The sequence below is a fragment of the Kibdelosporangium aridum genome (genome assembly GCF_900176515.1).
Lineage (GTDB): Bacteria > Actinomycetota > Actinomycetes > Mycobacteriales > Pseudonocardiaceae > Kibdelosporangium > Kibdelosporangium aridum.
Genome location: NZ_FWXV01000002.1, coordinates 920,874 through 943,261, shown reverse-complemented (window position 1 = coordinate 943,261; position 22,388 = coordinate 920,874). Strand labels below are relative to the sequence as shown.

Sequence of the window (22,388 nt, the reverse complement as noted above, 5' to 3'; positions counted from 1 at the left end):
CGCCGACAAGCTTATTTGCGGCGCCACTCCACACAAAATCGCGCCGACTACCACTTTTGGCGCGCCTCTTCGTGCTCCGGGCGCGCCTTGTTGGTGGGCTGGGGCGCGCCTTCACTGTTGCTGGGGTGCGCCTTCGCTGTTGGCTAGGGAGCGCCTTCGCTGTTGCTTGGGGCTCGCCTTTTATTTGGGCTGTGGCGTTTCTTCGCCGTCGGCCAGGTTAACGGCGGACTCGGCGCATCGCTGCGCCCGCGAGGAGCATTACCGCAAAAGGGAGGTCGTCCCGCAGGTAGCGTCGGGCCAGGCGGCGTGGCTCCATCACCAACCGGTGCAGCCACTCCAAACCCAGCTTTTGCATCGACCTCGGTGCGCGCTTCGAGTCGCCGGACGCCATCGGGATGCCGGCCCCACAGCCGACGTACCACGCGTTCGGCAGCACTGCCCGCAGCCGCTGGATCAACTTCTCCTGCTTGGGGAAGCCCATCCCGATCAGCACGAGGCTTGGCTGGGCCAGCACGACCGAGTCGATCACCGACTGGAGGCTGTCCTCGCACTGGTCGAAGCCGACCGGTGGCGCCGCGATCCCGGCGATCTTCAGGCCGGGTGACTGCTCCTGCAGCACGGCGGCAGCGCGTTCGGCAACGCCTGGAGCGCCGCCGAGCAGGAAGACCGACCGGCCGTCGAGGGCGGCTGCGTGGCTCAAGGTATGAACGAGGGAGCTGCCGGTCACACGTTCGGGGATTTCTTCGCCCGCGATACGTCCGGCCCAGATCAACGGCATGCCATCAGCGACGGTCAGCGTGGCGGTCGACGCGAGTTCGACCAGCGACCTGTCACGGCTGATGGCTCGCACGATGTCGACGTTGGCCGTCAGGATCCAGCCGCCGTCCTGCCAGGTCTGTCGCACCTGGTGGACGACCTCCGCCTCGGTCAGTGCGTCGACCACTACCGTGCCAACTGGTACGCGCCGCTCTGCCACGCGGGCAGGGTACCGCTCTGTGTCAGCCCAGCTACCAGGTGTGGGAGGTTGTGCACGTGAACGAGGATTTCCGCAGGTCCACCGAGCTGCAGGAACGCCTGCACGACCTCGTGCCCGGCGGCGCGCACACGTATGCGCGCGGTGCCGACCAGTACCCGGAGGGCATGGCTCCCGTCCTGGCAAGGGGCAAAGGGGCGACCGTGTGGGACGTCGACGGGAACTCTTACGTCGAGTACGGCATGGGTCTGCGCAGTGTCACGTTGGGCCATGCCTACGCGCCGGTCGTCGAAGCGGTGCGCGAGGAACTGGGCAACGGGCTGAGCTTCTCCCGGCCGACCGAATTGGAGCTCAGGGCGGCCGAGGACTTCCTGAGCCTGGTGCCCGGTGCGGACATGGTGAAGTTCGCCAAGAACGGCTCGGACACGACGACCGCGGCGGTCCGGCTGGCTCGGGCGGCGACCGGACGGGAGCTGATCGCGATCTGCGATCAGCCGTTCTACTCCGTGGACGACTGGTTCATCGGCACCACCGCGATGGACGCGGGGATACCACAGTCGACGGTGGCGCAGGTCTGCCGATTTCGCTACAACGACCTCGAATCACTGCGAACGTTGTTCACTGAACACAGTGGACAGATCGCTGCCGTGGTGCTCGAGGCGGCGACCGCGTTGGCCGAACCACGCGAGGGCTTCCTCGAAGGTGTCCGGAAACTGTGCGACGACCACGGAACGGTCCTCGTCTTCGACGAGATGATCACTGGGTTCCGCTGGTCGGCAGGTGGCGCGCAGAAGTGTTACCGGGTCACACCCGATTTGTCCTGTTGGGGCAAGGCGATGGGCAACGGCTTCCCGATCTCCGCACTGGCAGGCAAACGGGAACTCATGGAACTCGGCGGGCTGCGCACCGGCGAGCCGAGAGTCTTCCTGTTGTCGACCACACACGGTCCGGAGTCGGTTTCGCTTGCCGCTTTCCGCGCTGTTGTCAAGGTATACAAGGGCGAGGATCCGATCGGAACCATGGAGCGATCGGGCACCATCCTGGCCGATGGCGTGAATTCCGCCGCGGCCGAACTGGGCGTCGGCGAGCACGTCTCGGTGATCGGCAGGCCATCCTGCCTGATCTTCACCACCAAGGATCACGAAGGGCACCCGTCACAGGCGTTCCGGACGCTCTTTCTGCAAGAGCTGTTGCGCCGTGGGGTGCTCGGCCAGTCGTTCGTGATCTCGGCCGCGCACACCGAAACGGACGTTCAGCACACTGTGGACGCTGCGACCGAGGCGTTGTCGGTCTACCGCAAGGCGTTGGAGGCTGGGAGCGTGACCGGATTCCTCGCCGGGCGCCCGGTTGCCCCGGCATTGCGGCGATACGCGGCGCCGCGCCGGTTGGTGCGCGACCATTCGTCTCAACAGCCCACGTGACAAAGGTAAATATTCTCGGGTTGACACTGACACGATCGGGCGTACTTTGCGTGACGTCGCGCGGTGTTCCGCTGGGCACCGCAGGTGATGCGTAGCTCCGTTCGGCCTACCCCGCGCCGGGGATGGCGGGGCCATTTGCCCGTTTTTCCCATCATTTCGGGTGAATCTCGCAGCCGATGAGTTGATCAGTCGGGAAGTCACCGACCAGACCCGCCGTACCGCAGCAGAAAAACCGGTTAACCCCACGCGTAACGGCTGGAACTGGCCGAACGACTGATGGTTTGGCGACGCACCGCAGCGCCGACACCACCTCGTTACGTACCAATGATTTTGCCGAACGACAGCGGGTGATCCACCGGATCGTCCGTGGGAAAGCCCTTGCCCGAACCCGAACGCCGGGGGGAATCAGACGATGGGTGAGCAAGCCAGTCCGACTCGCCATGGTGTGCATGGCCGCCTGTCGCCACAACGGGCGCGGCGCGTGCTGCCGATCGGCGAGCCTGGTCAGGCTCCGATCGCGGCGTGGGAGCCGCGATACCGCCGCTCGGTAGTGCTCAGCGACGTCTTTGCCACTGTGCTCTCGGTCACGGTGGTGGGCTTGCTGTTCGGTGCCCGCGGTTCGGACAACTGGCAGTACCTATGGGTTGTGCTCGGCGTGACCACGGTCGCGCTGGTGTTGTGTTCCCTATTGATGAACCGCGCGTGGAGCCCCAATGTTCTCGGGCACGGCGCCGACGAGTTCGGCAGGCTTGGGCGTGGGTTGTTCTCCGCGGCCGTCGTGCTCGCGCTCGGCGGACTCGCGGTCGACTCGACGAACATCCGGCTCTGGGTGTTCGTGGCGATCCCCGCGATCGCCTTACTTTCGTTTCCACAGCGCTATCTTTTGCGCCGGTTCTTGCACAAGTCACGCAAGGAAGGCAAATGCTTGCTGCCGGTGCTGGTGGCAGGGAGCACGGAGACCGCCCGCGATCTGATCGTGCGCACCAAACTGGCGCCGCACCTTGGCTGGCGCGTGGAAGCGGTCTGCACTTTCGACGGTCGCGGCGACACCGATGCCGACCTTGAAGGCGTTCCCGTTGTCGGGCGGTTGAAGGATCTTGCCGGGCACGTGCGGCGCGGTGGTTACCGGGTCGTGGCGATCGCGTCGGATCCATATTGGACCCCGCGGCGGCTGCAGGAGCTGGCGTGGAACCTCGAAGGCAGCGAAGCCGAAATGGTCGTCGCGCCGGTGCTGATGGAGGTCGCCGGACCGCGATTACACGTCAGCGCGGTACTCGGCATGCCGTTGTTACGCGTGAGCGCCCCGGTTTTCTCCGGCGCGCGCCGAGTGGTCAAAGAGATCGTCGACCGAGTCGGCTCAGGCTTGCTGCTCACCCTGTTCTCCCCCTTGATCCTGCTGATCAGCCTGCTGATCCTGACCGACAGCCGTGGCGCGGTGTTCTACCGCCAGCGCCGGGTCGGCAAGGACGGCAAGACGTTCATGATGATCAAATTCCGGACGATGGTGAAGGACGCGCACAAGATGCGCGGCACCCTGGCCAACGAAGGCTTTGGCCCGTTGTTCAAGATGCGCAAGGACCCTCGGGTGACCAAGGTCGGCGCGGTACTGCGCCGGTACTCACTCGACGAGTTGCCGCAGCTGTTCAACGTGGTGACCGGGTCGATGTCGTTGGTCGGCCCGCGGCCGCCGCTGCCCGAGGAGACCGAGAAGTACGGTCCCGACGTGCGGCGCAGGCTGCTGGTCAAGCCAGGGATGACCGGCCTGTGGCAGGTCAGTGGCCGCAGTGACCTGCCGTGGGAGGAATCGGTCCGGCTGGACCTCCGGTATGTGGAAGATTGGTCGCTCACCCTCGACGCAGTGATCCTGTGGAAGACGGTGCGGGCCGTGGTAACCGGGCAGGGGGCCTACTGAGATGGGAACTCGCCAATGAGGATCAGGCCCGTTCTGCTTGTTTTCGCCGTCGTGGCCGCGTTGTCCGCGGCGACACCCGCGTACGCGGAGCCTGTCGAGGTCGAAGCGACGGTATCGCCCAACGAAGTGCAACCGGGCGACACCTTCACGATCACCGAGACCGTCCACAACATCCACTCGTTCAGCATCCTCAACCCGACCATCCGCGTGCTCAGCACGCCGACACCGTTGACCGAGTACGCGGAGATGGTCAGCTGCACCGGTCCGATGGTCGCGTCGTGTGCCACTTTGGATGGTCCAAGTGGACCGATCGGCTACCAGGCGATCCTGGCCGAGGCGATGAGCGGCTTCGAATCGCAGACCGCGACCTTCACCCTGCGTGTCAAACCGGGTGCGGTCGATGCCGTGCACACGTTGCAAGCCCAGCTCTTCGGCCGCAACTACGGGATCTTCCCCGTCGACTTCGCCACGCTGACGGTGTTCAACCAGGCCGACGTCGCGGTCGGGATCACCGCGACACCCAAGCAAAGCCTGCTGGTGCCGAAGATCGACGTGACCGTGCGAGTCACCAACAAGGGACCGGGGAAGTTGCGTTCCGCCGAGGTTCGTGGCGGCCTCACTCGTGGCCTGGCGGCGAACGCGGGCACCAACTGCACCGGCGGATCAGTCCCGGTCTGCACTTTCGGTGAGCTCGCCCCGGGCGCGAGCGCGACGGGCACGTTCTCCGTCCCGATCGGACTGCTCTACATCGGACTGCCGTACCAGTTCTCGGCAACGAGGACCGCGTCGAGTCCGAATGACCCCAACAGCGCGAATGATTCGGCAACGACCACGTGCAGGGTTTTGACCCCGCTCCTGGTCAGCTGCGGTTGACCCCCGGCCGCGGCGGAAAGAAACTCGTGAGTTCGCGATTCGGTGAACTCACGAGTTTCTCCATAGGGGCACTGTGACCGAACCTTGACCTCCCTTTCGGGCGGTCTACCCCAAAAGTCGTAACATCAACCGGCGGATAGCCGATTTTTCCAGCGACAAACAGGGGTGAAGAGGTGTGGGCTGGAAGGCGGAACAATGCGTTCGGTATTCAGACGATCGCGACGAAGAATTGCTCACCTAGTAGGTGTCGCGTTGGTCGCGGCCAATGTGACAGTGCTCGGCGTTCTGCCGGGTTCGACCGCCGCAGCTGAGACCCCAGCCCCGTGTGCCCCTCCGCCGGCTCCGCCCAACCCAGTGGCCTGCGAGAACCTCGTCGCGCCGAACAACGCGGGCGACTGGATGATCACCGCGATCGACGACACGATCGCCGGCTTCACCGACAACATCAGCTACACCGTCGGTGAAACGGTCAGATTCAAGGTGAAGACCGATGCGCCACGGTTCCGGTACGACATTTACCGGCTTGGTTACTACGGTGGCGCCGGTGCCCGCAAGATTGTCGACAACGTCGAAGTCATCAACACGGTCAACCAGCCGAACTGCTTCGAGGACAATCCGGCCGTACTGGCGCAGGACACCGGAATTGTGGACTGTGGGAACTGGTCCACATCGATGACGTGGACCGTGCCGAACGGAATGGTTTCCGGCGTTTATTACACCGTGCTCCGCCGCGATTACGGAAACGGCGTCATCGGCGAGAGTGACATTGTCTTCGTCGTTCGTGACGACGCCAGCACGTCGGACATCATGTTCCAGACCGCGGATGCCACGTGGCAGGCGTACAACACCTACGGCAACCGGCCGACCCCCAACGATTCGCCAAGGGGCAACAGTTTCTACACCGGTACGGCGCAGGGCAACGGCGGCTCGGCCTACAAGGTCAGCTACAACCGGCCGATCATCGGTGGCGAGCAGGAGAACTTCTTCTTCAACGCCGAATACCCGATGTTGCTGTGGCTGGAGAAGAACGGTTACGACGTCACCTACACCACCAATGTGGACATGTCGCGTCGCGGCCACCTGCTGAAGAACCACAAGGTCTACATGCCCGTCGGCCACGACGAGTACTGGTCGAACGAGCAGCGCGCGGCCGTGGAGGACGCCAGGAACGCCGGCGTGAACATGGCCTTCATGACCGGCAACGAGATCTTCTGGAAGACCCGGTGGGAGCAGAGCCAGGCCGGCCCGGCCACGAACTGGCGCACTTTGGTCTGCTACAAGGAGACCAAGCCCGGCCAGGTCGATCCGCACCCGACCGAGTGGACCGGAACGTGGCGCGATGGCCGCAAGAGCCCGCCGAAGGACGGCGGCAGGCCGGAGAACGCCTTGCTTGGCCAGATCTTCACGGTCAACGGTGAACGCTGGGACCAGCTGGTCGTCCCGCCAGGCAACCGTCTGCAGCGCTTGTGGCGCAACACCCCGACCATGGGCACCCTGCCGAGCGAGGCGTACGTCTTCAAGCCGGGAACTCTGGGCTACGAGTGGGACACCGTCGAAGAGAACGGTTTCCAGCCGCCGGGCGTGGCACAGCTTTCCCGGACGACTGTGACGATGAACGACGGGAACTACGTTCTGCAGAACGAGGGCGACGTGTACGCCCCGGGAACCAAGACCCACGCGCTGACGCTCTACAAGCACCAGCCAAGTGGCGCGCTCGTCTTCGCCGCCGGATCCGTGCAGTGGTCTTGGGGCTTGGAGAACAAGCACATCCGCAACCAGGGAGACACCGCCGACCCGCGCATCCGTCAGGCGACCGCGAACCTGCTGGCGGACATGGACAATGTCCAGCCGCGGACGCCACGCGACATCACGCCGGCGACGATGACGACCGACACGACTGCGCCGACCGTCGTGATTGGAACGACAGTCTCACCGGTTGTCGGCTCGGCCTACACGTTCTCCGGCACGGTCAGCGACTTGGGTGGCAGGCCAGCGGGTGTCGAGGTCTCGGTCGACGGAACCTCCTGGCGCGCAGCGAACTGGCAAGCCGGTTCGTCGAGCTGGAACTACACGTACACACCGTCGAGGTCCGGTCCGGCGACCTTCCGGGTCCGTGCCGTCGACGACTCGGCGAACTTGTCGGGTGAGTTCACCCGCAACGTCACGGTGAACCCGAGGGCGTGCCCATGCAGCATCTGGGCTGACAACACCGTTCCCGCGACGCCGGACTCCGGCGACGGCACGGCTCTTGAACTGGGTGTGAAGTTCCAGGCAGCGTCGAACGGATACGTGCGCGGTGTCCGGTTCTACAAGGGAATCGGCAACACCGGCTCGCACACCGGTTCACTGTGGACGACCGACGGCACGCTACTGGCGACCGGCACGTTCCTCAACGAGACAGCGTTGGGCTGGCAGACACTGACCTTCCCCGAGTCGGTCGCGATCACGGCCAACACCACGTACATCGCCTCGTACCACACGAACACCGGGCATTACGCGGCCGACGCGAACTACTTCACGAACTCGTCGACCGGACTGGAACCGTTGACCGCCTTGCAAGGCACGGCAACCAACCCGAACGGTGTGTTCAAGGTCGGTGCGTCCGGCTTCCCGGACCGCAGCTACCAGAACGCCAACTACTGGGTCGACGTGGTCTACGGTTACGACCCCGGACCGGACACGCGCGCACCACTGGTCGCGTCGACCAGCCCGGTGACCAACGGCGGCAGCGTGGCGCTGAACGTGAAGCCGACGATCAGCTTCGACGAGCCGCTCGCCCCGGCGTCACTGCAGTTCTCGCTGACCGGCCCGAGCGGAAGCGTGCCAGGCACGTACGCCCTGTCCGCGGACGGCAAGACGGCAACGTTCACGCCGAACCAGCCGTTGTCGTCGGGAACGACGTACACCGCGCAGGTCCGTGCCTCGGACAACGCGGGTAACTCGATCCCGAATCCGCCGTACAGCTGGTCGTTCACCACGGGCAACCCGCGCCCGGCCACGTGCCCGTGCACGATCTGGGACGACTTCGCCACCCCGGCGGTCGCCGCGGTGAACGATCCGGCCGCGGTCGAGCTGGGCACCAAGGTCCGGTTCGACAGCCGGGGCACGGTGCACGGCATCCGGTTCTACAAGGGACCTGGAAACACCGGTACGCACACTGGTTCACTGTGGACATCCACCGGCACCCGCGTGGCGACCGGAACGTTCACCAACGAGTCGGGTGGCGGTTGGCAGACCTTGCTGTTCAACTCGCCAGTGAGCGTCCAGTCCGGAACGACTTACGTTGTCTCGTATTACGCGCCCAATGGCCGGTACTCCGGCACAAGCGGATACTTCAACGGCGTGGGTGCCGACTACGGAGCGATGCACGCGTTGCCAAGCGGTGTTGACGGCAACAACGGTGTGTACCGATACGGAGCCGGTGGCGGGTTCCCGACCAACTCGTATGGCAACACCAACTACTGGGTCGACGTGATCTGGCAGGCCGGTGCCAACGGCGACAGCACACCGCCGACGGTCACCAGTACGAACCCGCCGAACGCAGGCACGGGTGCCTCATTGACCGCTCCGGTCAGCGCGACCCTCAATGAACCGGTGGACCTGCCGACGGCCCAGTACACGGTGAAGGACTCCGGCGGCGCGGTCATCAACGGCACGCTGTCGCTGTCCGCGGACCAGAGAACCGTCTCGTGGACTCCGGCGGCACGCCTGACGGCCGGTGCGACGTACACGGCCAGCCTGAAGATCGCTGACGTGAACGGAAACATCATGCCGACCGCCACGACGTGGTCGTTCACCACGACACTCACACAGACGTGCCCATGCAGTCTGTTCAGCGAGGCAACCGTTCCGACGGTCACCGCGGCGAACGACTCGGGCAACTACGAGCTGGGTGTCCGGTTCAGCACCTCGGCGGACGGGTTCATCACCGCGGTGAAGTTCTACAAGGGAACCGGCAACACCGGCACGCACACCGGTTCGTTGTGGACGGCGGGCGGCCAGCAGTTGGCGACCGGGACGTTCACCAACGAGACGGCGACGGGCTGGCAGACGCTGACCTTCGCGACACCAGTGGCTGTCCAAGCTGGACAGAGCTATGTGGCCTCGTACACCGCGCCGAACGGCCGGTACGCGGCGGATGGCGGCTACTTCAACCGGACCGCGGTGACCAGCGTGCCACTGAGCGCACCACTGTCCGGGCCGGGTAACGCCAACGGCGTCTACAAGGCCGGGCCGGGCTTCCCGACGTCGACCTTCCAGGGCGGCAACTACTGGGTGGATGTGGTCTTCACACCATGAGGCCACTGGTAGTCGTCGCGTCCGGAGTGACGTGGGACGGGGTCAAGGGCTCGGAGCGGCAACTGGCCGAGTCCCTGACCCACCACGCCGACGTGCTCTGGGTGGATCCACCGGTCTCCCCGGTGACACCGGAACGCTTCCGGGGCAAGGCGGGCAGGATGTGGCGGCCGCGGTTGGGTCCGCTCGCACCGCGGATCGCCCGCCTGACCCCGGTCGGCCCGCCCGGCTGGACCAGGCCGGGCATCAGGTCGCTGACGTGGCCGATGGTCCGTGCCCAGATCGGGTGGGCGCTGCGGAAGTCGCGGCGCAGGCCCGATGTGTTCATCGCGTGCACGCAACACGATCTCCTCGGCAGGTGGGGAGATCGTGTCGTGGACGTGTTGTACGGCACGGACGACTGGGTCGCGGGTGCGTCATTGATGAACCAGGACGCGCATTTCGTGCTCCGGGAAGAGCGCGAAGCCATTGCCCGTGCGGATCTGGTGCTCGCTGTGGGCCCGGAGCTCGCCGAGCGATGGCGTGAGCTCGGGGCACATCCGATTGTCTTTCCCAACGGCTGTGATCCTTTGCCGTACCAAGTGTTGTCCGAACCAGGTCCGGTTCCGGCGGGCTTTCCGGCCCGGATCGCTGGGCTGGTCGGTCAGCTCAGCGACCGGATCGACATCTCGTTGCTGGAAGCGGTCGCGGACACCGGACTGGGCTTGCTGTTGATCGGTCCGCGTGAGCCAGACTGGGAACCGGGTAGATCGGACGGTCTGCTGCAACGGCCGAACGTGCACCACGTCGGTCCGGTGCCGTTCGAGGAGTTGCCGCGATGGTTCGCCCGGATCGACGTCGGCCTTACGCCTTATGCGGACACGGCTTTCAACCGGGCTTCGTTCCCGCTGAAGACGTTGGAGTACTTGGCGGCCGGGCTTCCTGTGGTGAGTACGGACCTGCCTGCGAGCAAGCGCTTGGCCAACGAGACGGACAGCATTCACATCGGCGCGGACGCGAAGGAATTCGCTGATGCTGTCGTGAAAGCAGCGATCGACAAGGCGTCGCCGGACGTGATCGACCAACGACGTTCCGTTGCGGCAAGCCATTCTTGGGCGGCCAGAGCGGACACTTTCACCCATCTGGCCGGATTGCGGCGATGAACAGTAAGAAACCGGGCTGTGCGGACGATGATGCAGGCGTGGCTCCCATACTCCTGCTGGGTGCAGGCGACCGCGCACGAGCGGCTCTAGCGGCCGTTCGCAGACGGCCATACGCGTGGATTCCCGTCGGTTTTCTCGACGACGACCCCACAATGCACGGCAAAGATGTCGACGGTGTGCCAGTCCTCGGTTCGATCGACCTTGTCTACGAACTGCCCGAAGCCGGGCTCGTGGCATGTGATCCGGGTGTACGGGACCGCGTTCTGCTGCCTGACGAGCGGTGGGTGATGCCCTGATGCGGATCCTGGTCTACCCGCACGCCATGGAGATCGGCGGCTCCCAACTCAACGCCATCCAGTTGGCAGGCGCGGTCCGCGACCGCGGACACGAGGTGATCGTGTTCTCCGAGCCAGGGCCGTTGGTCAAGAAGGTGCACGACCTCGGTCTCGAGCACATCGAAATCCCGCGCAACCGCCGTAATCCGTCCCCCGAAGTCCTCGCCACCCTGGTTCGGACGGTCCACAAGCGACGAATTCATGTCGTGCACGGCTACGAATGGCCGCCGGTCATCGAGGCCTTCTTCGGTCCCGGCTTGCGCTGGCGTACACCGGTTGTCGGCACCGTGATGTCGATGTCGGTGGTCCCGTTCTTCCCCAGGACAGTGCCGTTGGTCGTGGGCACCGAAGCCATCCGTGAGGCCACGCTGGTAGCCGGCCACCACAGGGTGACATTGCTGGAACCGCCCGTGGATACGGACACGGATCACCCGTCGGTCGATGGCTCGGTGTTCCGCAAGGAGCACGGGATCCCGCAGGACGAAGTGCTCATCGCGATGATCTGCCGACTGGTGCCGGAGCTGAAGCTGGAGGGCCTGCTCGCGGCCTGCGACGCCGTCGGCGCTTTGGCCGCCGCAGGCCACAAGGTGCAGCTGGTTCTCGTGGGCAATGGCCGGTCCCGTGGCGAGATCGAAGCCCGTGCTGCCAAGGCGAATGCTCTGGCCGGGCGTACGGTTGTCCGGCTGACTGGCGAGGTCGCGGATCCGCGCCCGGCTTACGCGGCCGCGGACGTCATCGTCGGCCAAGGCGGTTCGGCATTGCGCGGCATGGCTTTCGGCAAACCCTTGGTCGTCGTTGGCGAGCAAGGGTTCAGCGAGCTGCTGACGTCCGACACCGCACCACTGTTCCTCAAACAGGGCTGGTACGGCCTCGGCGGCAACGGCGTGCTGGATCTGCAGAAGCACATCGAGGCCCTCGTCGATTCACGTGACCTCAGAGGTTCGCTCGGTGAGTTCGCCCGCCGGCTGGTCGTCGACCGGTTCGCGCTCACCCGTGCCGCCCGCGTCCAGGAGGAGGAATACCTGTTCGCCGCCAGGACAAGGCCGGCGACCGGGGCGGTCGCGGCCGAGCTGGTCCGCTCGGGCAGCGGTGTCCTGGCGACGAAAGTCCGGACCAAGTACCAGAGGTGGCGTGGCACGGCCGCGACCGACGACGCCAACGCCACGCCTATCGTGGTGTCACGCGGGAAGCCCTGAAGACGAAGTCGTACATGCGGTGATCCGGGTTGTCCAGCGTCCGCGTCTCGGAGACCTCGACTTTCCATTCGTCCAGGGACAGCAGTGACGTGATCTCCTCGGCGCCGAAGAAGATGTCGTCGGGGACATCGATTTCGTGCCGGTGCATTTCCTGCTTGTCGTGCCCGACGATCAAGAGCGTGCCACCGGGCGCGACGGCTTCGGCGATCCGCTTGTAGACGAGGACCATGTCCTCTTTGGGCTTGAGATGTACATAGTGGGCGGTCACCAAGTCGTACGTGTCCGGTGCGTGCTCCTTGGTCAGGTCGAGGTGCAACCACTTGACCTCGGCGCTGTGTTCCTTGGCGCGCTCGAGTGCGACGCTGGAAACGTCCGCGCCGGTCACTTGCCAGCCGCGCTCGGCAAGCCAGATGGCATCCGCACCCTCACCGCAGCCGACATCCAGGGCCGTGCCCGGCTTGAGACCGGATACTTCGGCGACCAGTTGCGGGTTGGGCTTGCCACTCCACTTCCTGCTCGTCTCCCGGTACATGTCGTCCCAGAACGCTTCGTCCATCACACCGTGTTCCATAGTGCCGAGGATGCGCGCGCCCGTCCCGAACAGGCAACTTTTGTTGCTGAAACTGCAACGCGGGTAGTGCTAAGTCCACCACGAGCCGAGAACTCAGCATTACTGACTGTGCTCAGGCTGACCGGAACACTTCGGATTCATGCGAATACTCATGGCGTTGATAGCGGGGGCTCTTGTCGCGCCACTGGTCTCGGTCACGGCCCACGCGTCGGTGCGCTGGCGGCCGTGTGAACGCCTCCCGCTGGAATGCACGACGGTCAGCGTGCCGCTCGACTATGCCAAGCCGTCCGGCCCGAAGATCGACATCGCTGTATCCCGGAAGAAGGCCACCAAGGTCAAGCGCGGCGTTCTCCTGCTCAACCCAGGTGGCCCCGGTGATGCCGGGCTCGAAGAGCCGAAGTTCGTCAGCGACCACTCGGCGCTGGCCGAAAGCTATGACCTGATCGGCTTCGATCCACGGGGTACGGGCCGCAGCGCGCCGGTGACCTGCGGGTTGACCGATTCCCAGCGGGAGCCGTGGAAGGTCTTTCCCTATCCCGCGCCGGATGGCGACATCACCGACAACATTGCTTACGCCCGGCAAATCGCGAAGCAGTGCTTCGAGCACGACGGCCGCGTACTGCCGCACATCACGACCGCCAACACCGCGCGGGACATGGACCGGATCCGGATCGCGCTGGGTGAACGCAAGATCTCGTACCTCGGGTACTCCTACGGCACGTACCTCGGCGCGGTCTACACGACGTTGTTCCCGCATCAAGGCGACCGTTTCCTGCTCGACAGTGCCATCGACCCGGGCGGTATCTGGCGTACGGCGTTCCAGTCGTGGGGCCGGGGTATCGAGGAGTCGTTCGACCACTTCGCACAGTGGGCAGGCGGTGACGTTCGAGAGGCCTATTCGGAGCTTGCCGCCAAGCTGGGCAACCCATTCCGCAGTCAGGTGCGCACGATGTTGTACGCGGAGAGGCACTATCCAGCCCTGCTTGACCTGCTGAAGACCGGCAAGCTGGAACCAGCGAGGCTCAAGAGCGCCACATCGTCGGCGGTCTGGTGGGCGATCGCGTGCAATGAAGGCAAGTGGCCGCGCGATCCTGCCCAGTACCAACGGGATGTGTACGAGTCCAGGAAGCAGTACCCGATCGCCAACGGCCTGTCGGCCAACATCTGGCCGTGCGCCTTCTGGCCTGTGCCGCCGGTTGAGCCGGTCGGGATTCGCAAGGCGCAGGCGAAAGTCTTGGTGTTGCAGAACACCAAGGACCCCGCGACGCCGTTGAGTGGCGCGGTGGCGATGAGTTCGGCCCTGGGGGCGAAGTTGGTGACCGCGGACCAAGCAGGCCACGGCGTCTACCTGTACACGAATCACCCGGCTACCGCGGCCGCCACTGACTTCCTACTTGAGGGCACCGAGGGTTTTGCGCAACGGCCAGACAGCGGGCAAGTAGGCCAGCAATCCCAACGCGCCACCCAGGAGTAGTTGCAGCACGGACGGTTCGGTGAGCCACCGGACCACCAGGATCACCACGACCATGCACACGGTTCCGAGCACTGGCCGCGCGAGGGGGGCGGCCAGTGCCCGGACCGAAATCCCGGTCCTGGCCACGGCCATCGAGTACGCCGGCAGCACGATCAGCAGGGCAACCGCGGCGTGCGCGATGCCGACGCCTTCGATCCCGCCGAGCCACGCACCGATCGGCAGGCATATCAAGAGCGCCACGAGCCATCCGGCTTGCAGCCACAGCGTTGTGCGGGAACGGCCAAGGGCGACTAGGAAGTCGTATGCCAACTCCGACGCGACCCGGACGACCCCGAGCAATGCGAGGAACTGCAAGGCTACAGCCGACCCGGCCCACGGTTGTCCGTACAAAGTGGTCACGACCGGCAGCGCGAGCAGGCCGAGGACCGTGCAGACCGGCAAGCTCGGGATGGCCAGCACCATCGCCATTTTGGCGAAGACGGCCTGGCGTTCGGCCGGATCTTCCTGCACACGGGCGAAGGCAGCCAGCGACACCCGGCGGACCACCACCGAGAACACGTTCACCGGCCAGGACGCCAGGTTGAACGCCTGCAGGTAGAGACCGAGGGCCACGGCGCCGAGCATCGGGCCGGTGAAGAGCTTGTCGACGTTCCACATCGCCATCATCAGTAGGCTGGCACCGGCCAACGGCAACCCGAACGCGATCAGTTCCCGTGCGAGCTTGGGATCGAAGCCCAGCTTCGGCCACTTGCGGCTCAACGAGAACAACACCAGCGCCGAAACGGCGTTTCCGGCGATCTGTCCCCACGCCAGGCTCCACGCGCCGTGCCCCGTCGCGGCCAATGAGACCGTGAGGCCGGTCGTGACCACCAGGTTGGACAGGTCGACGAAGAACCGCAAACCCTGCTTGAACTCGCGGTTCATCAACTGGGCCACCGGTGAAGTGAGCCCGTCGACCAACGCACCGACACATAGCACCCGGACCACACCTGTGGCTTCGGCGACTTCCATGGCGTCCGCGAAAACGGGCGCGCCGAACCAGCACATCGCGTAGACGAACACGCTGGTGACTACCGAGATCGTGGTGACCGTCGGCCGGATGCGCTCTGGATCGCCTGGCCACCGCACAATCGCGAGGCTCACCCCGAGCTCGTTCAGCGACAACAACGCGATCAACGCGACGAAAGCGATCGCGTACACACCGAAGTCGTGTGGGGTGAGCAATCTGGCCAGAACGATGCCGGTGAGGAACGTGCCGAGCTTGCCCACCACCGTGTTGAGCAGGCTCATCCGCAGTGCCTTGCGGATCGGGGACTTGGTCGTGGTCACGCGATCCGCCGCCTGTCCCACCAGACGACCACAGTGGACACAGCCAGGATGATCGTCAGTTCGTCCAGCGGTACCCGGAACCGGATCCTGGTGAAGAACACCGCGAGTAGGAGCACGTTCAACGCGATCGCCCAGAGGCAGAGCTTGTCCACCCGCCGCAGCGGGAACCGTTTGGAGAGCATTATCCGGAGCACTGCCAGTGCGAGGATGGGGTAGTAGCTCAGCGCGGCCAGGAGATCAGAGGCTCCCTGGCCCTCGGTTTTCAGTGTGTCGCTGTAGGCGAAGTTGTGTGCGACCTTGGCGACGTACAACCCGGCGGCCTGGGCGGGGTTCGAGGTGATCCACTCGACGGCCTGGTCGCTGTAGAACTTGTCGATCCCGACCTCGTCCAGGTTCAACTCTTTGGCCCGTTGTTCGTACGCCATCACGTCGACGCTGGTCCCGCTGCTGCCGGTGGCGCTGGGGTTGTTGCCCAGCAACAGGTTCACGCCGTTGTTCGTGGACACCGGGATGAACGCACCCATCACAACGGCGTTTCGGATGCACCACAGGCCGGGGATGATCGCCGCGGCGACCAGCAGAACCGCGATCGCTTTCCTTTTGCGCCAGCCAATGAAGATCGCGAGCAGGAGCAGGGTCGGCGCGAACGACGGCACAGTGATCGTGAGGAACCCGGCGGACAGTCCGCTGGGGATGGCCCACACCCAGCGGTCCCTGGCCCGCAAGCCGAATTCCAGCATCATCAACAGCAGGAAGAGAGCGGGCATCTGCGGGTACAGCGCGGTCGCTGTGTACACGAACAACGGGTACGCCGCCGTCACGACCGCGACGAGCGCGCCCGCGACCGGTGAGATCCGGCGAGCCAGCAAATACCCGAACCACACCGCACCGGCCAGGCAGGCGATTCCCAACAGCCGCATGACGAACACGTTGCCGCCGCTCACCAGATGCAAGGGCAGCAGCAGGAACGGGTAGCCCGGCGGCCGGTATGCCGTGGAGTCCGTGCCGAACGCGAAGCCGCGGCCGTCTACCAGGGACTGAGTGAGCTCGAGGTAGACGTGCTCGTCGGAGTAGCGCAGGTCGTTGCCGAGGATGACGCCGTAGCCACCGGCCAGCATCAGGCTCAACCCGATCGCGGCGACGGCGATCTGTTTGCTTCGCTCGCTGAGCCAGTCGAACATCACGGTCGACCGGCGTAAAGCCAACTCAGTCATCGGACTGCTTCCCACATCGGCGGCAGGACAGGGTTTTGTGCTTTGACCGCTCGCAGCAACGCCCCGCTGGCACCGACGAGGACGAATGTCAGGCCGGTCGCGGTGGAGAACCACAGCAGGTCGAACGTGGCGGCTCCGAGCGCCACGATGGATTGCGCGGCGATCAGCGACAGCGCCAGATCGCGGACGACCGGGTCGGGACTGATCGCGCGAACCCTCGCCGCCGAGTACATCCCGGCGAGGAACAGGAAAACCAGGACAATCAGCCCTATGTAGCCATTTTGGACAAGCGTGCCGAGGTACTGGTTGTCCAGCGGTCCGTACTTCTCCGACAGGTACGTTCCGTTGCCACGACCGAGCAAGTAGTGCTTGGCGATCTGCTCACCGGCGGACTCGTAGTCGTCCGTGCGGCCCTCGATGCTCGGATCTTCGCTGATGTTGTCGAAAAGGCTGTAAAGCGTGCCGATCAGGCCGGGCACGACCAACCTGAGCACGACGAGGAATCCTGCCGCCGCGATCAACGCCTGGACCCGCCGCTTGCCGGTCCACCCGATCAGCAGCACCAGACCGCCGAGACACATACCCAGAATCGCCGAGCGGGACAACGAGACCACGGCACCGGCCGCGATGATCGCCAAACACAGCCACCACTTGCCGGCCTTCTGCCCGGCTTCCTTTGCCCGATAGGCGTAATGCGCGGCGAACGGGACACCGATCGCGCACACCACACCGAACTCGATCGGATGCCCAGTCGTACCGGCTGGCCTGCGGAACGTCGCCCGCTCCAACACGAACCCGTCATCGGTGACCGGTCGAAGACCAGGAACGGCAAGGTATTTGGTGAGGTCGAAGGCGAGCGCGAACTGCAGGAAACCAATGAACGCGACGACACCGATCAGGACCGTCATGGACTTCAGCAACATGTCGAGGCGCGCCAAGTTCTTCACGCCGTCGCACACCGCGATGCCGACACAGATCGTCCCGAACACCACCACGATCGTCCGGTCGGCGCCTTCCAGTTCGTCCATCGGGAGGTAGTTGCGGGTCGCGTAGCCGTAGGTCGCCAGTTGCGAGATCGCATAGAGGAACAACGCGGTTCTGGCGAGATTGCGCCCCTTCGCTACGCCAAGAGTGGTTACCAGTTGACAGCAGAACCAGATCACGCCGAGCGCAAGGCCGGCCAAAGTGGCTGGAGTGATGGACATCGGGATGCCGCTGATCACCAACCGGGCCGGGATCATCAACAGCATCAACAGGAAGACGCATACCAACGTGGCGCCGTCGGCTCGTTGGACGTCGGTCTGACCGGACACCGGGTTAGCCGGGTTTCTGCGTGACAGGGTGCATCCGCGCCGTCTCGCCTGAAGATCCGTTCTGCTCCAACGAGCCTTGTTGGTGCTGCCATTCCTGCTGGGCGCGCGCCCGGCTGCGCTTCTTCTTGCGCGACTGGGTGAAGCTCTCCATCGCGTACGCCGAGGACAAGCTCGCGATGAACCCGAGCGCGAGCGCGACGGCAGCGAACCTGACCTTGCCACCGGTCTTCGGCTCGGCGTTGGTCGGCGCGATGATGTCGACCGGTGCGATGAACGTGGAAGCCGGGGCCTTCAAAGCCTCCTGGCTCGCCTTGAGTTCGGCACGAGCCCGGTCGATCACCTTGGTCACTGTGTTTTTGGCGTCGTCCGGCGTGCGCGCCAAGGCAACGACGACAATGAACGGCCCAGTCAGCTGACCGTTGCCGATCTCGTACCCGATTTCCTTGCTACCGCCGGTCAATTGCTCCTGGACGATCGGATCCTGCAGCTTCTGGATTATGATCGTGGCGGAGGTGTTGAGGCTGCCGTCGAACGCCAGCAACGGGTTCACCCGATCGGCCGGTCCCTGCTGGCCTTCGGTGACCTTGGCGCCGTCGGTCGGCGAAGTCAGCACAATGGAGCCGGTGGACTCGTACTCGGTGTCGACCGAGAGGTAGACACCGGCAGCCAGGCCAAGGGACACCGCGAAGACCGGCACTGCGACGCGCCAGCGGCGCAGCAGCACCTTGATCGTCTTCCAGAAGTCCATCACGTCCCCGATCGGCGGTGGCTGGTGTTGCCCTCTTCCCGAGCAATCTGCGTGACCAGGGTTTCTGTTACGTGGTGTCATCACCCTCACGGGCAGGGTTCGGCTGGCGACTGTGTGCTTCGGTCATGGTGGTTGGGTTGGTGCCGCTGGGCTCGCTGCGGCGCGCTATGCCTACTTCGGCGCGCTGCTGTGAGGGGTCGGCGCGATTTGGTGTGGAGCCTCTGCGCCGCAAAGGACAGGGAAAGCGGGCAGGACCTGCGGCCCTGCCCCGCCGACAAGCTTATTTGCGGCGCTACTCCACACAAAATCGCGCCGACTACTGCTTCGGGCGCGCCTTTCTGTGCTTGGGCGCGCCTTCGCTGTTGGTTAGGGCGCGCCTTCACTGTGCTCCGGACGGGCCTTCGCTTGCGCTTGGGCGCGCCGCACGCTCGCATCATCCATGCCCCTTCGTGCATGCCTTCCGCCCTCAAGGGATGCCTGCTAACGGCCTGTGGCTACCCGGCGATGTCGTTGGCAGTGACCGGGCCCAAGATGGAGGTGGCGCGCCATGTACGTCGCCTCGGCGCGCAGTCCAGGTAGGACACCGCGCGTGTCAGGGCGGTTACCTGGAACCGTTTTCGCGCTCGGCACGGTCAGTCTGTTGACCGATATCTCCGCGGAGATGGTGACTGCGTTCCTGCCCGTTTACCTCATCTACACGCTGCAGATGAGTTACGTGCAGTTCGGATTGATTGACGGGCTGTACACCGGGGCGACCGCTGTCCTTCGTCTTGTTGGCGGTTATGTTTCCGATCGGACCAGTCGTCCGAAGCTTGTCGCCGTCTTCGGTTACGGGCTTTCTGCTGTCACCAAGCTGCTTTTTCCGTTGGCTGGTGCGTCGAGTGTGGGGATCGGCGGTGTGCTCGCGGTCGACCGTGCGGGCAAAGGGATTCGGACTGCGCCGAGGGATGCGTTGATCTCCTTGGCTACGCCGCCGGACCAGCTCGGTACCGCTTTCGGTGTTCATCGGGCCATGGATACGGTTGGGGCGTTGTGTGGGCCGTTGCTGACTTTCCTGATCCTGTATCAGTTGGGTTCTGCCGCTGGGCCGGTGTTTGTGGTGAGTTTCGTCTTCGCCGCGATCGGGTTGGTGGTGTTGCTGACTTTCGTCCGGGAGCGCCGGGGTCGGGTTCAGCGCAAGCGGGTGTCGGTCAAGGCTGGCCTCGACCTCATGCGGGACACCAAGTTTCGGCGGGCCACGATCGCGGCTGCGTTGCTCGGGTTGGTCACGATCAGCGATGCGTTTGTCTTTGTCGTGTTGCAGAAGGTTTCGGACATTCCGGTCGGGTTTCTGCCGTTGCTGCCGTTGGGTACTGCCGCTGTCTTTTTGCTTGCTGCTGCGCCGATTGGCCGAATGGCTGATCGGTTCGGGCGGTGGCGGGTGTTCTTCGTCGGGCACGTGCTACTTCTCGTTGCCTACGTGATGTTGCTTGTCCCGCAGGGTGGATTCACTACTGCGGCGGTTGCGTTGGCGGCACATGGTCTGTTCTACGCGTGCACGGATGGCGTTTTGTCTGCTTACGCCAGTGGGTTCGTTCCCGCTGACCTCCGAGCGACCGGGTTGGCGACCATCCAAACCGGACAGGCGTTGACCCGGATGGTGTCTTCCGTTGTGTTCGGCGTGATGCTTGCGGCGATGGCCATGTCCACTGCCGTCATCACGTTGGTGGTCGTGTTGGTTGTGGCACTGGTCGGGGTCGCGATGCTTGTGAGGTCCGCTTGAAGGCGTGGGTGTCTGGGCATCGGGTGCTCGTCGGTGTCGTCGCGATTGTGCTGCTTGTGCTCGGTGGCGGCGGATACGTGGCGTGGACTGCCGTTCAGCAACCGGCGGTCAGTGAGAACGCGCCGAAACCGGTCGCGGGCGATGTGATGTTCATCGACCTGAACGGCGGCCAGGATCGCGTGATCACGCGGACACCTGACGGTCAGCGCACCGCTGGCGCCTTGCGGTGCCAGCGGTTCTATCGGGCGGGCACTACGTCGGTGTGCCTGCGGCTCGCTGGGCCAGGCCCCAGCTATGAAGCCGCGGTGATGACGGCTGACAACTCCGTCATCAGAACGATTCCGCTCCCCGGAATTCCGAGCCGTGCGCGGGTGTCGGCGTCGGGCAACATTGTGTCGTGGACGTCCTTCGTGACTGGTGATTCCTATGCCGTTCCCGGTGGGTTCTCGACCCGTACCGGGTTCTTCGACCTGCGGACCGGCGAGGTCACCGAGTCGATCGAGCACTTCGACGCCACCGTCCAGAACCGGCCGATGAAGGCTGCCGACGTCAACTACTGGGGCATCACGGTCGCCTCGGATGACACCACCTTCTACGCCACGCTCGCCTCCGGCGGGCTGAACTGGCTGGTCAAAGGTGACCTCAAGGCCAAGACGCTGAAGAGCGTCCGGCAGAACGCCGAGTGCCCCTCGCTGTCCCCGGACGGCACCAGGGTCGCGTACAAGAAGCGGCCTACCCCGCTGGACAAGTGGGAGCTCGTCGTACTTGACCTGCGGACAAACCAGGAGGTCAAGCTGCCTGGCACGGCTGGCATCGATGACCAGGCCGCATGGATCGACGAGAAGACCCTCGCCTTCGGCATGGCCAAGGACGAAAACAAAACAGCGATATTTTTCGTGCCCGCCGACGCCTTGACACCGGCACACGCGGAGATTGATAACGCCGCTTCACCGGTTTCGGTGAAATAGTGGGGGCTGTGGGTGAACCTGTGGTCAGTGTCGTCATCGCGGCACACGACGAGGAAGCAGTGATCGCGCGCTGTCTGCGATCGCTGACCAGTGGGGCGAAACCGGGCGAGTTGGACATCATCGTGGTGGCCAACGCGTGCAGCGACCGGACCGCGCAGATCGCCAGAGCGGAACGGGCCCGCGTGGTGGAGACGCCGATCGCGGGCAAAGCGCACGCGCTCAGCCTCGGTGACGCGGAATGCCGGACGTTTCCCCGCCTCTACCTGGACGCCGACGTCGACCTGGATGTGACTTCGTTACGCCGCATGCTGACCGCGATCGATCGCGGGGCGCTCGCGTGCTCACCCGTTCCGCAGTACGACCTGCAAGGCGTTTCCGGTGTTGCCGCACGGTTCCACCGCGTGTTCGACCGGTTGCTCGCCGGTCGCCGCGGCTTGTCGGGAACTGGGGCGTACATGCTCAGCAAGGAGGGGCACGGCCGAGTTTTCCCGTTGCCAGAAGTAATATCCGACGACGGCTATGTGCATCGTTCGTTCTCAGCCAGCGAGCGCCGGTCTGTCGAGGATGCACGCTCTGTGGTGCGACCGGCGCGTACGGTTGGCGCTGTGATCCGGCGGCGGGCCCGTGTCCGGCTGGGCAATCGTGAGCTGGAACGCTTGGGGCGCAAGGCTGACGAGCCCGCATTGGGGATGGGCCAGTTGATGACGCTGGTTCGGCAGCGGCAGATCGGTGTGCTGGATGCCTTGTGCTTCCTGATAGTTCTGCTTGCCGACAAGGTCGTCGCACGCGGGCGGCGGATGCGTGGCACAGACGCGGCGTGGTCGGCCGATCGCAGTTCCCGTTAGGCCATTCTGCCTATCC

At 64.7% G+C, this 22,388-nt stretch carries 17 protein-coding genes; 11 read left to right on the top strand and 6 right to left on the bottom strand.

Features of this window, described 5'->3' with window-relative positions; translation table 11 throughout:
* Positions 1 to 217: 217 nt before the first annotated feature.
* A complete protein-coding gene (locus tag B9C43_RS13980) occupies positions 218 to 976 on the bottom strand; it encodes a WecB/TagA/CpsF family glycosyltransferase (RefSeq protein ID WP_084428120.1) in 759 nt (252 codons plus the stop codon).
* Between the two features lie 56 nt (positions 977 to 1,032).
* Here B9C43_RS13980 and B9C43_RS13975 point away from each other — a divergent pair, with 56 nt between their 5' ends.
* The 7 genes from B9C43_RS13975 to B9C43_RS13950 all read left to right on the top strand — a co-directional run bounded on the left by B9C43_RS13975 (position 1,033) and on the right by B9C43_RS13950 (position 12,148).
* Complete coding sequence (locus B9C43_RS13975) at positions 1,033 to 2,394, top strand: glutamate-1-semialdehyde 2,1-aminomutase (RefSeq protein ID WP_200825545.1); 1,362 nt, start codon at positions 1,033 to 1,035, stop codon at positions 2,392 to 2,394.
* 412 nt (positions 2,395 to 2,806) lie between these two features.
* On the top strand, positions 2,807 to 4,306 hold the full coding sequence (locus tag B9C43_RS13970; RefSeq protein WP_084426655.1) for a sugar transferase: 1,500 nt from the start codon (positions 2,807 to 2,809) through the stop codon (positions 4,304 to 4,306).
* A 15-nt stretch (positions 4,307 to 4,321) separates the two neighbouring features.
* Positions 4,322 to 5,179, top strand: coding sequence for a COG1361 family protein (locus B9C43_RS13965; protein WP_084426652.1), 858 nt, complete (start codon positions 4,322 to 4,324; stop codon positions 5,177 to 5,179).
* A gap of 252 nt (positions 5,180 to 5,431) precedes the next feature.
* The gene (locus B9C43_RS13960) at positions 5,432 to 9,478 is read left to right on the top strand and encodes a DUF4082 domain-containing protein (protein ID WP_235038603.1); all 4,047 of its coding nucleotides are present in this window, start codon (positions 5,432 to 5,434) and stop codon (positions 9,476 to 9,478) included.
* Positions 9,475 to 10,617, top strand: a complete 1,143-nt coding sequence (locus B9C43_RS13955) for a glycosyltransferase (protein ID WP_084426646.1) — start codon at positions 9,475 to 9,477, stop codon at positions 10,615 to 10,617. The genes B9C43_RS13960 and B9C43_RS13955 overlap by 4 nt, the downstream gene beginning before the upstream one ends.
* Before the next feature lie 38 nt (positions 10,618 to 10,655).
* Positions 10,656 to 10,913 carry a nucleoside-diphosphate sugar epimerase/dehydratase gene (locus B9C43_RS55555; RefSeq protein WP_143446316.1) on the top strand — a complete coding sequence of 86 codons (258 nt, stop codon included), beginning with the start codon at positions 10,656 to 10,658 and terminating at the stop codon, positions 10,911 to 10,913.
* Positions 10,913 to 12,148, top strand: a complete 1,236-nt coding sequence (locus B9C43_RS13950; protein ID WP_084426643.1) for a glycosyltransferase family 4 protein — start codon at positions 10,913 to 10,915, stop codon at positions 12,146 to 12,148. The genes B9C43_RS55555 and B9C43_RS13950 overlap by 1 nt, the downstream gene beginning before the upstream one ends.
* Here B9C43_RS13950 and B9C43_RS13945 read toward each other — a convergent pair.
* On the bottom strand, positions 12,120 to 12,719 hold the full coding sequence (locus B9C43_RS13945; protein WP_084426640.1) for a class I SAM-dependent methyltransferase: 600 nt from the start codon (positions 12,717 to 12,719) through the stop codon (positions 12,120 to 12,122). The two genes, B9C43_RS13950 and B9C43_RS13945, sit on opposite strands and share 29 nt — an antisense overlap.
* Before the next feature lie 139 nt (positions 12,720 to 12,858).
* Here B9C43_RS13945 and B9C43_RS13940 point away from each other — a divergent pair, with 139 nt between their 5' ends.
* A complete protein-coding gene (locus B9C43_RS13940; RefSeq protein ID WP_084426636.1) occupies positions 12,859 to 14,193 on the top strand; it encodes an alpha/beta hydrolase in 1,335 nt (444 codons plus the stop codon).
* On the opposite strand, the gene B9C43_RS13935 is transcribed toward B9C43_RS13940, so the two are convergent.
* Genes B9C43_RS13935 through B9C43_RS13920 form a run of 4 tightly spaced genes read right to left on the bottom strand, consistent with a single transcriptional unit; the run spans position 14,110 to position 18,797 of the window.
* On the bottom strand, positions 14,110 to 15,522 hold the full coding sequence (locus B9C43_RS13935) for a lipopolysaccharide biosynthesis protein (protein ID WP_143446315.1): 1,413 nt from the start codon (positions 15,520 to 15,522) through the stop codon (positions 14,110 to 14,112). The genes B9C43_RS13940 and B9C43_RS13935 overlap by 84 nt on opposite strands.
* Positions 15,519 to 16,736 carry a glycosyltransferase family protein gene (locus tag B9C43_RS13930; RefSeq protein ID WP_084426631.1) on the bottom strand — a complete coding sequence of 406 codons (1,218 nt, stop codon included), beginning with the start codon at positions 16,734 to 16,736 and terminating at the stop codon, positions 15,519 to 15,521. The genes B9C43_RS13935 and B9C43_RS13930 overlap by 4 nt, the downstream gene beginning before the upstream one ends.
* Positions 16,733 to 18,049 (bottom strand): O-antigen ligase family protein, encoded by a 1,317-nt coding sequence (locus tag B9C43_RS13925; protein WP_235038602.1) that lies wholly within the window; start codon positions 18,047 to 18,049, stop codon positions 16,733 to 16,735. Before B9C43_RS13925 ends, B9C43_RS13930 begins: the two co-directional genes overlap by 4 nt.
* A 4-nt stretch (positions 18,050 to 18,053) precedes the next feature.
* Positions 18,054 to 18,797 (bottom strand): YveK family protein, encoded by a 744-nt coding sequence (locus B9C43_RS13920; RefSeq protein ID WP_033390509.1) that lies wholly within the window; start codon positions 18,795 to 18,797, stop codon positions 18,054 to 18,056.
* Between the two features lie 547 nt (positions 18,798 to 19,344).
* Here B9C43_RS13920 and B9C43_RS13915 point away from each other — a divergent pair.
* Genes B9C43_RS13915 through B9C43_RS13905 form a run of 3 tightly spaced genes read left to right on the top strand, consistent with a single transcriptional unit; the run spans position 19,345 to position 22,372 of the window.
* The gene (locus tag B9C43_RS13915; protein WP_084426626.1) at positions 19,345 to 20,559 is read left to right on the top strand and encodes an MFS transporter; all 1,215 of its coding nucleotides are present in this window, start codon (positions 19,345 to 19,347) and stop codon (positions 20,557 to 20,559) included.
* 8 nt (positions 20,560 to 20,567) lie between these two features.
* Complete coding sequence (locus B9C43_RS13910; RefSeq protein ID WP_235038601.1) at positions 20,568 to 21,527, top strand: hypothetical protein; 960 nt, start codon at positions 20,568 to 20,570, stop codon at positions 21,525 to 21,527.
* An 8-nt stretch (positions 21,528 to 21,535) separates the two neighbouring features.
* Complete coding sequence (locus tag B9C43_RS13905) at positions 21,536 to 22,372, top strand: glycosyltransferase (RefSeq protein WP_160096503.1); 837 nt, start codon at positions 21,536 to 21,538, stop codon at positions 22,370 to 22,372.
* Positions 22,373 to 22,388: the final 16 nt, after the last annotated feature.

Bases quoted from the DNA above. Each gene is read 5' to 3' on its own strand.
- B9C43_RS13970 (WP_084426655.1), top strand. From the start codon at position 2,807: ATGGGTGAGCAAGCCAGTCCGACTCGCCATGGTGTGCATGGCCGCCTG.
- B9C43_RS13965 (WP_084426652.1), top strand. From the start codon at position 4,322: ATGAGGATCAGGCCCGTTCTGCTTGTTTTCGCCGTCGTGGCCGCGTTG.
- B9C43_RS13955 (WP_084426646.1), top strand. From the start codon at position 9,475: ATGAGGCCACTGGTAGTCGTCGCGTCCGGAGTGACGTGGGACGGGGTC.
- B9C43_RS13950 (WP_084426643.1), top strand. From the start codon at position 10,913: ATGCGGATCCTGGTCTACCCGCACGCCATGGAGATCGGCGGCTCCCAA.
- B9C43_RS13945 (WP_084426640.1), bottom strand. From the start codon at position 12,719: ATGGAACACGGTGTGATGGACGAAGCGTTCTGGGACGACATGTACCGG.
- B9C43_RS13940 (WP_084426636.1), top strand. From the start codon at position 12,859: ATGCGAATACTCATGGCGTTGATAGCGGGGGCTCTTGTCGCGCCACTG.
- B9C43_RS13930 (WP_084426631.1), bottom strand. From the start codon at position 16,736: ATGACTGAGTTGGCTTTACGCCGGTCGACCGTGATGTTCGACTGGCTC.
- B9C43_RS13920 (WP_033390509.1), bottom strand. From the start codon at position 18,797: ATGGACTTCTGGAAGACGATCAAGGTGCTGCTGCGCCGCTGGCGCGTC.
- B9C43_RS13915 (WP_084426626.1), top strand. From the start codon at position 19,345: ATGTACGTCGCCTCGGCGCGCAGTCCAGGTAGGACACCGCGCGTGTCA.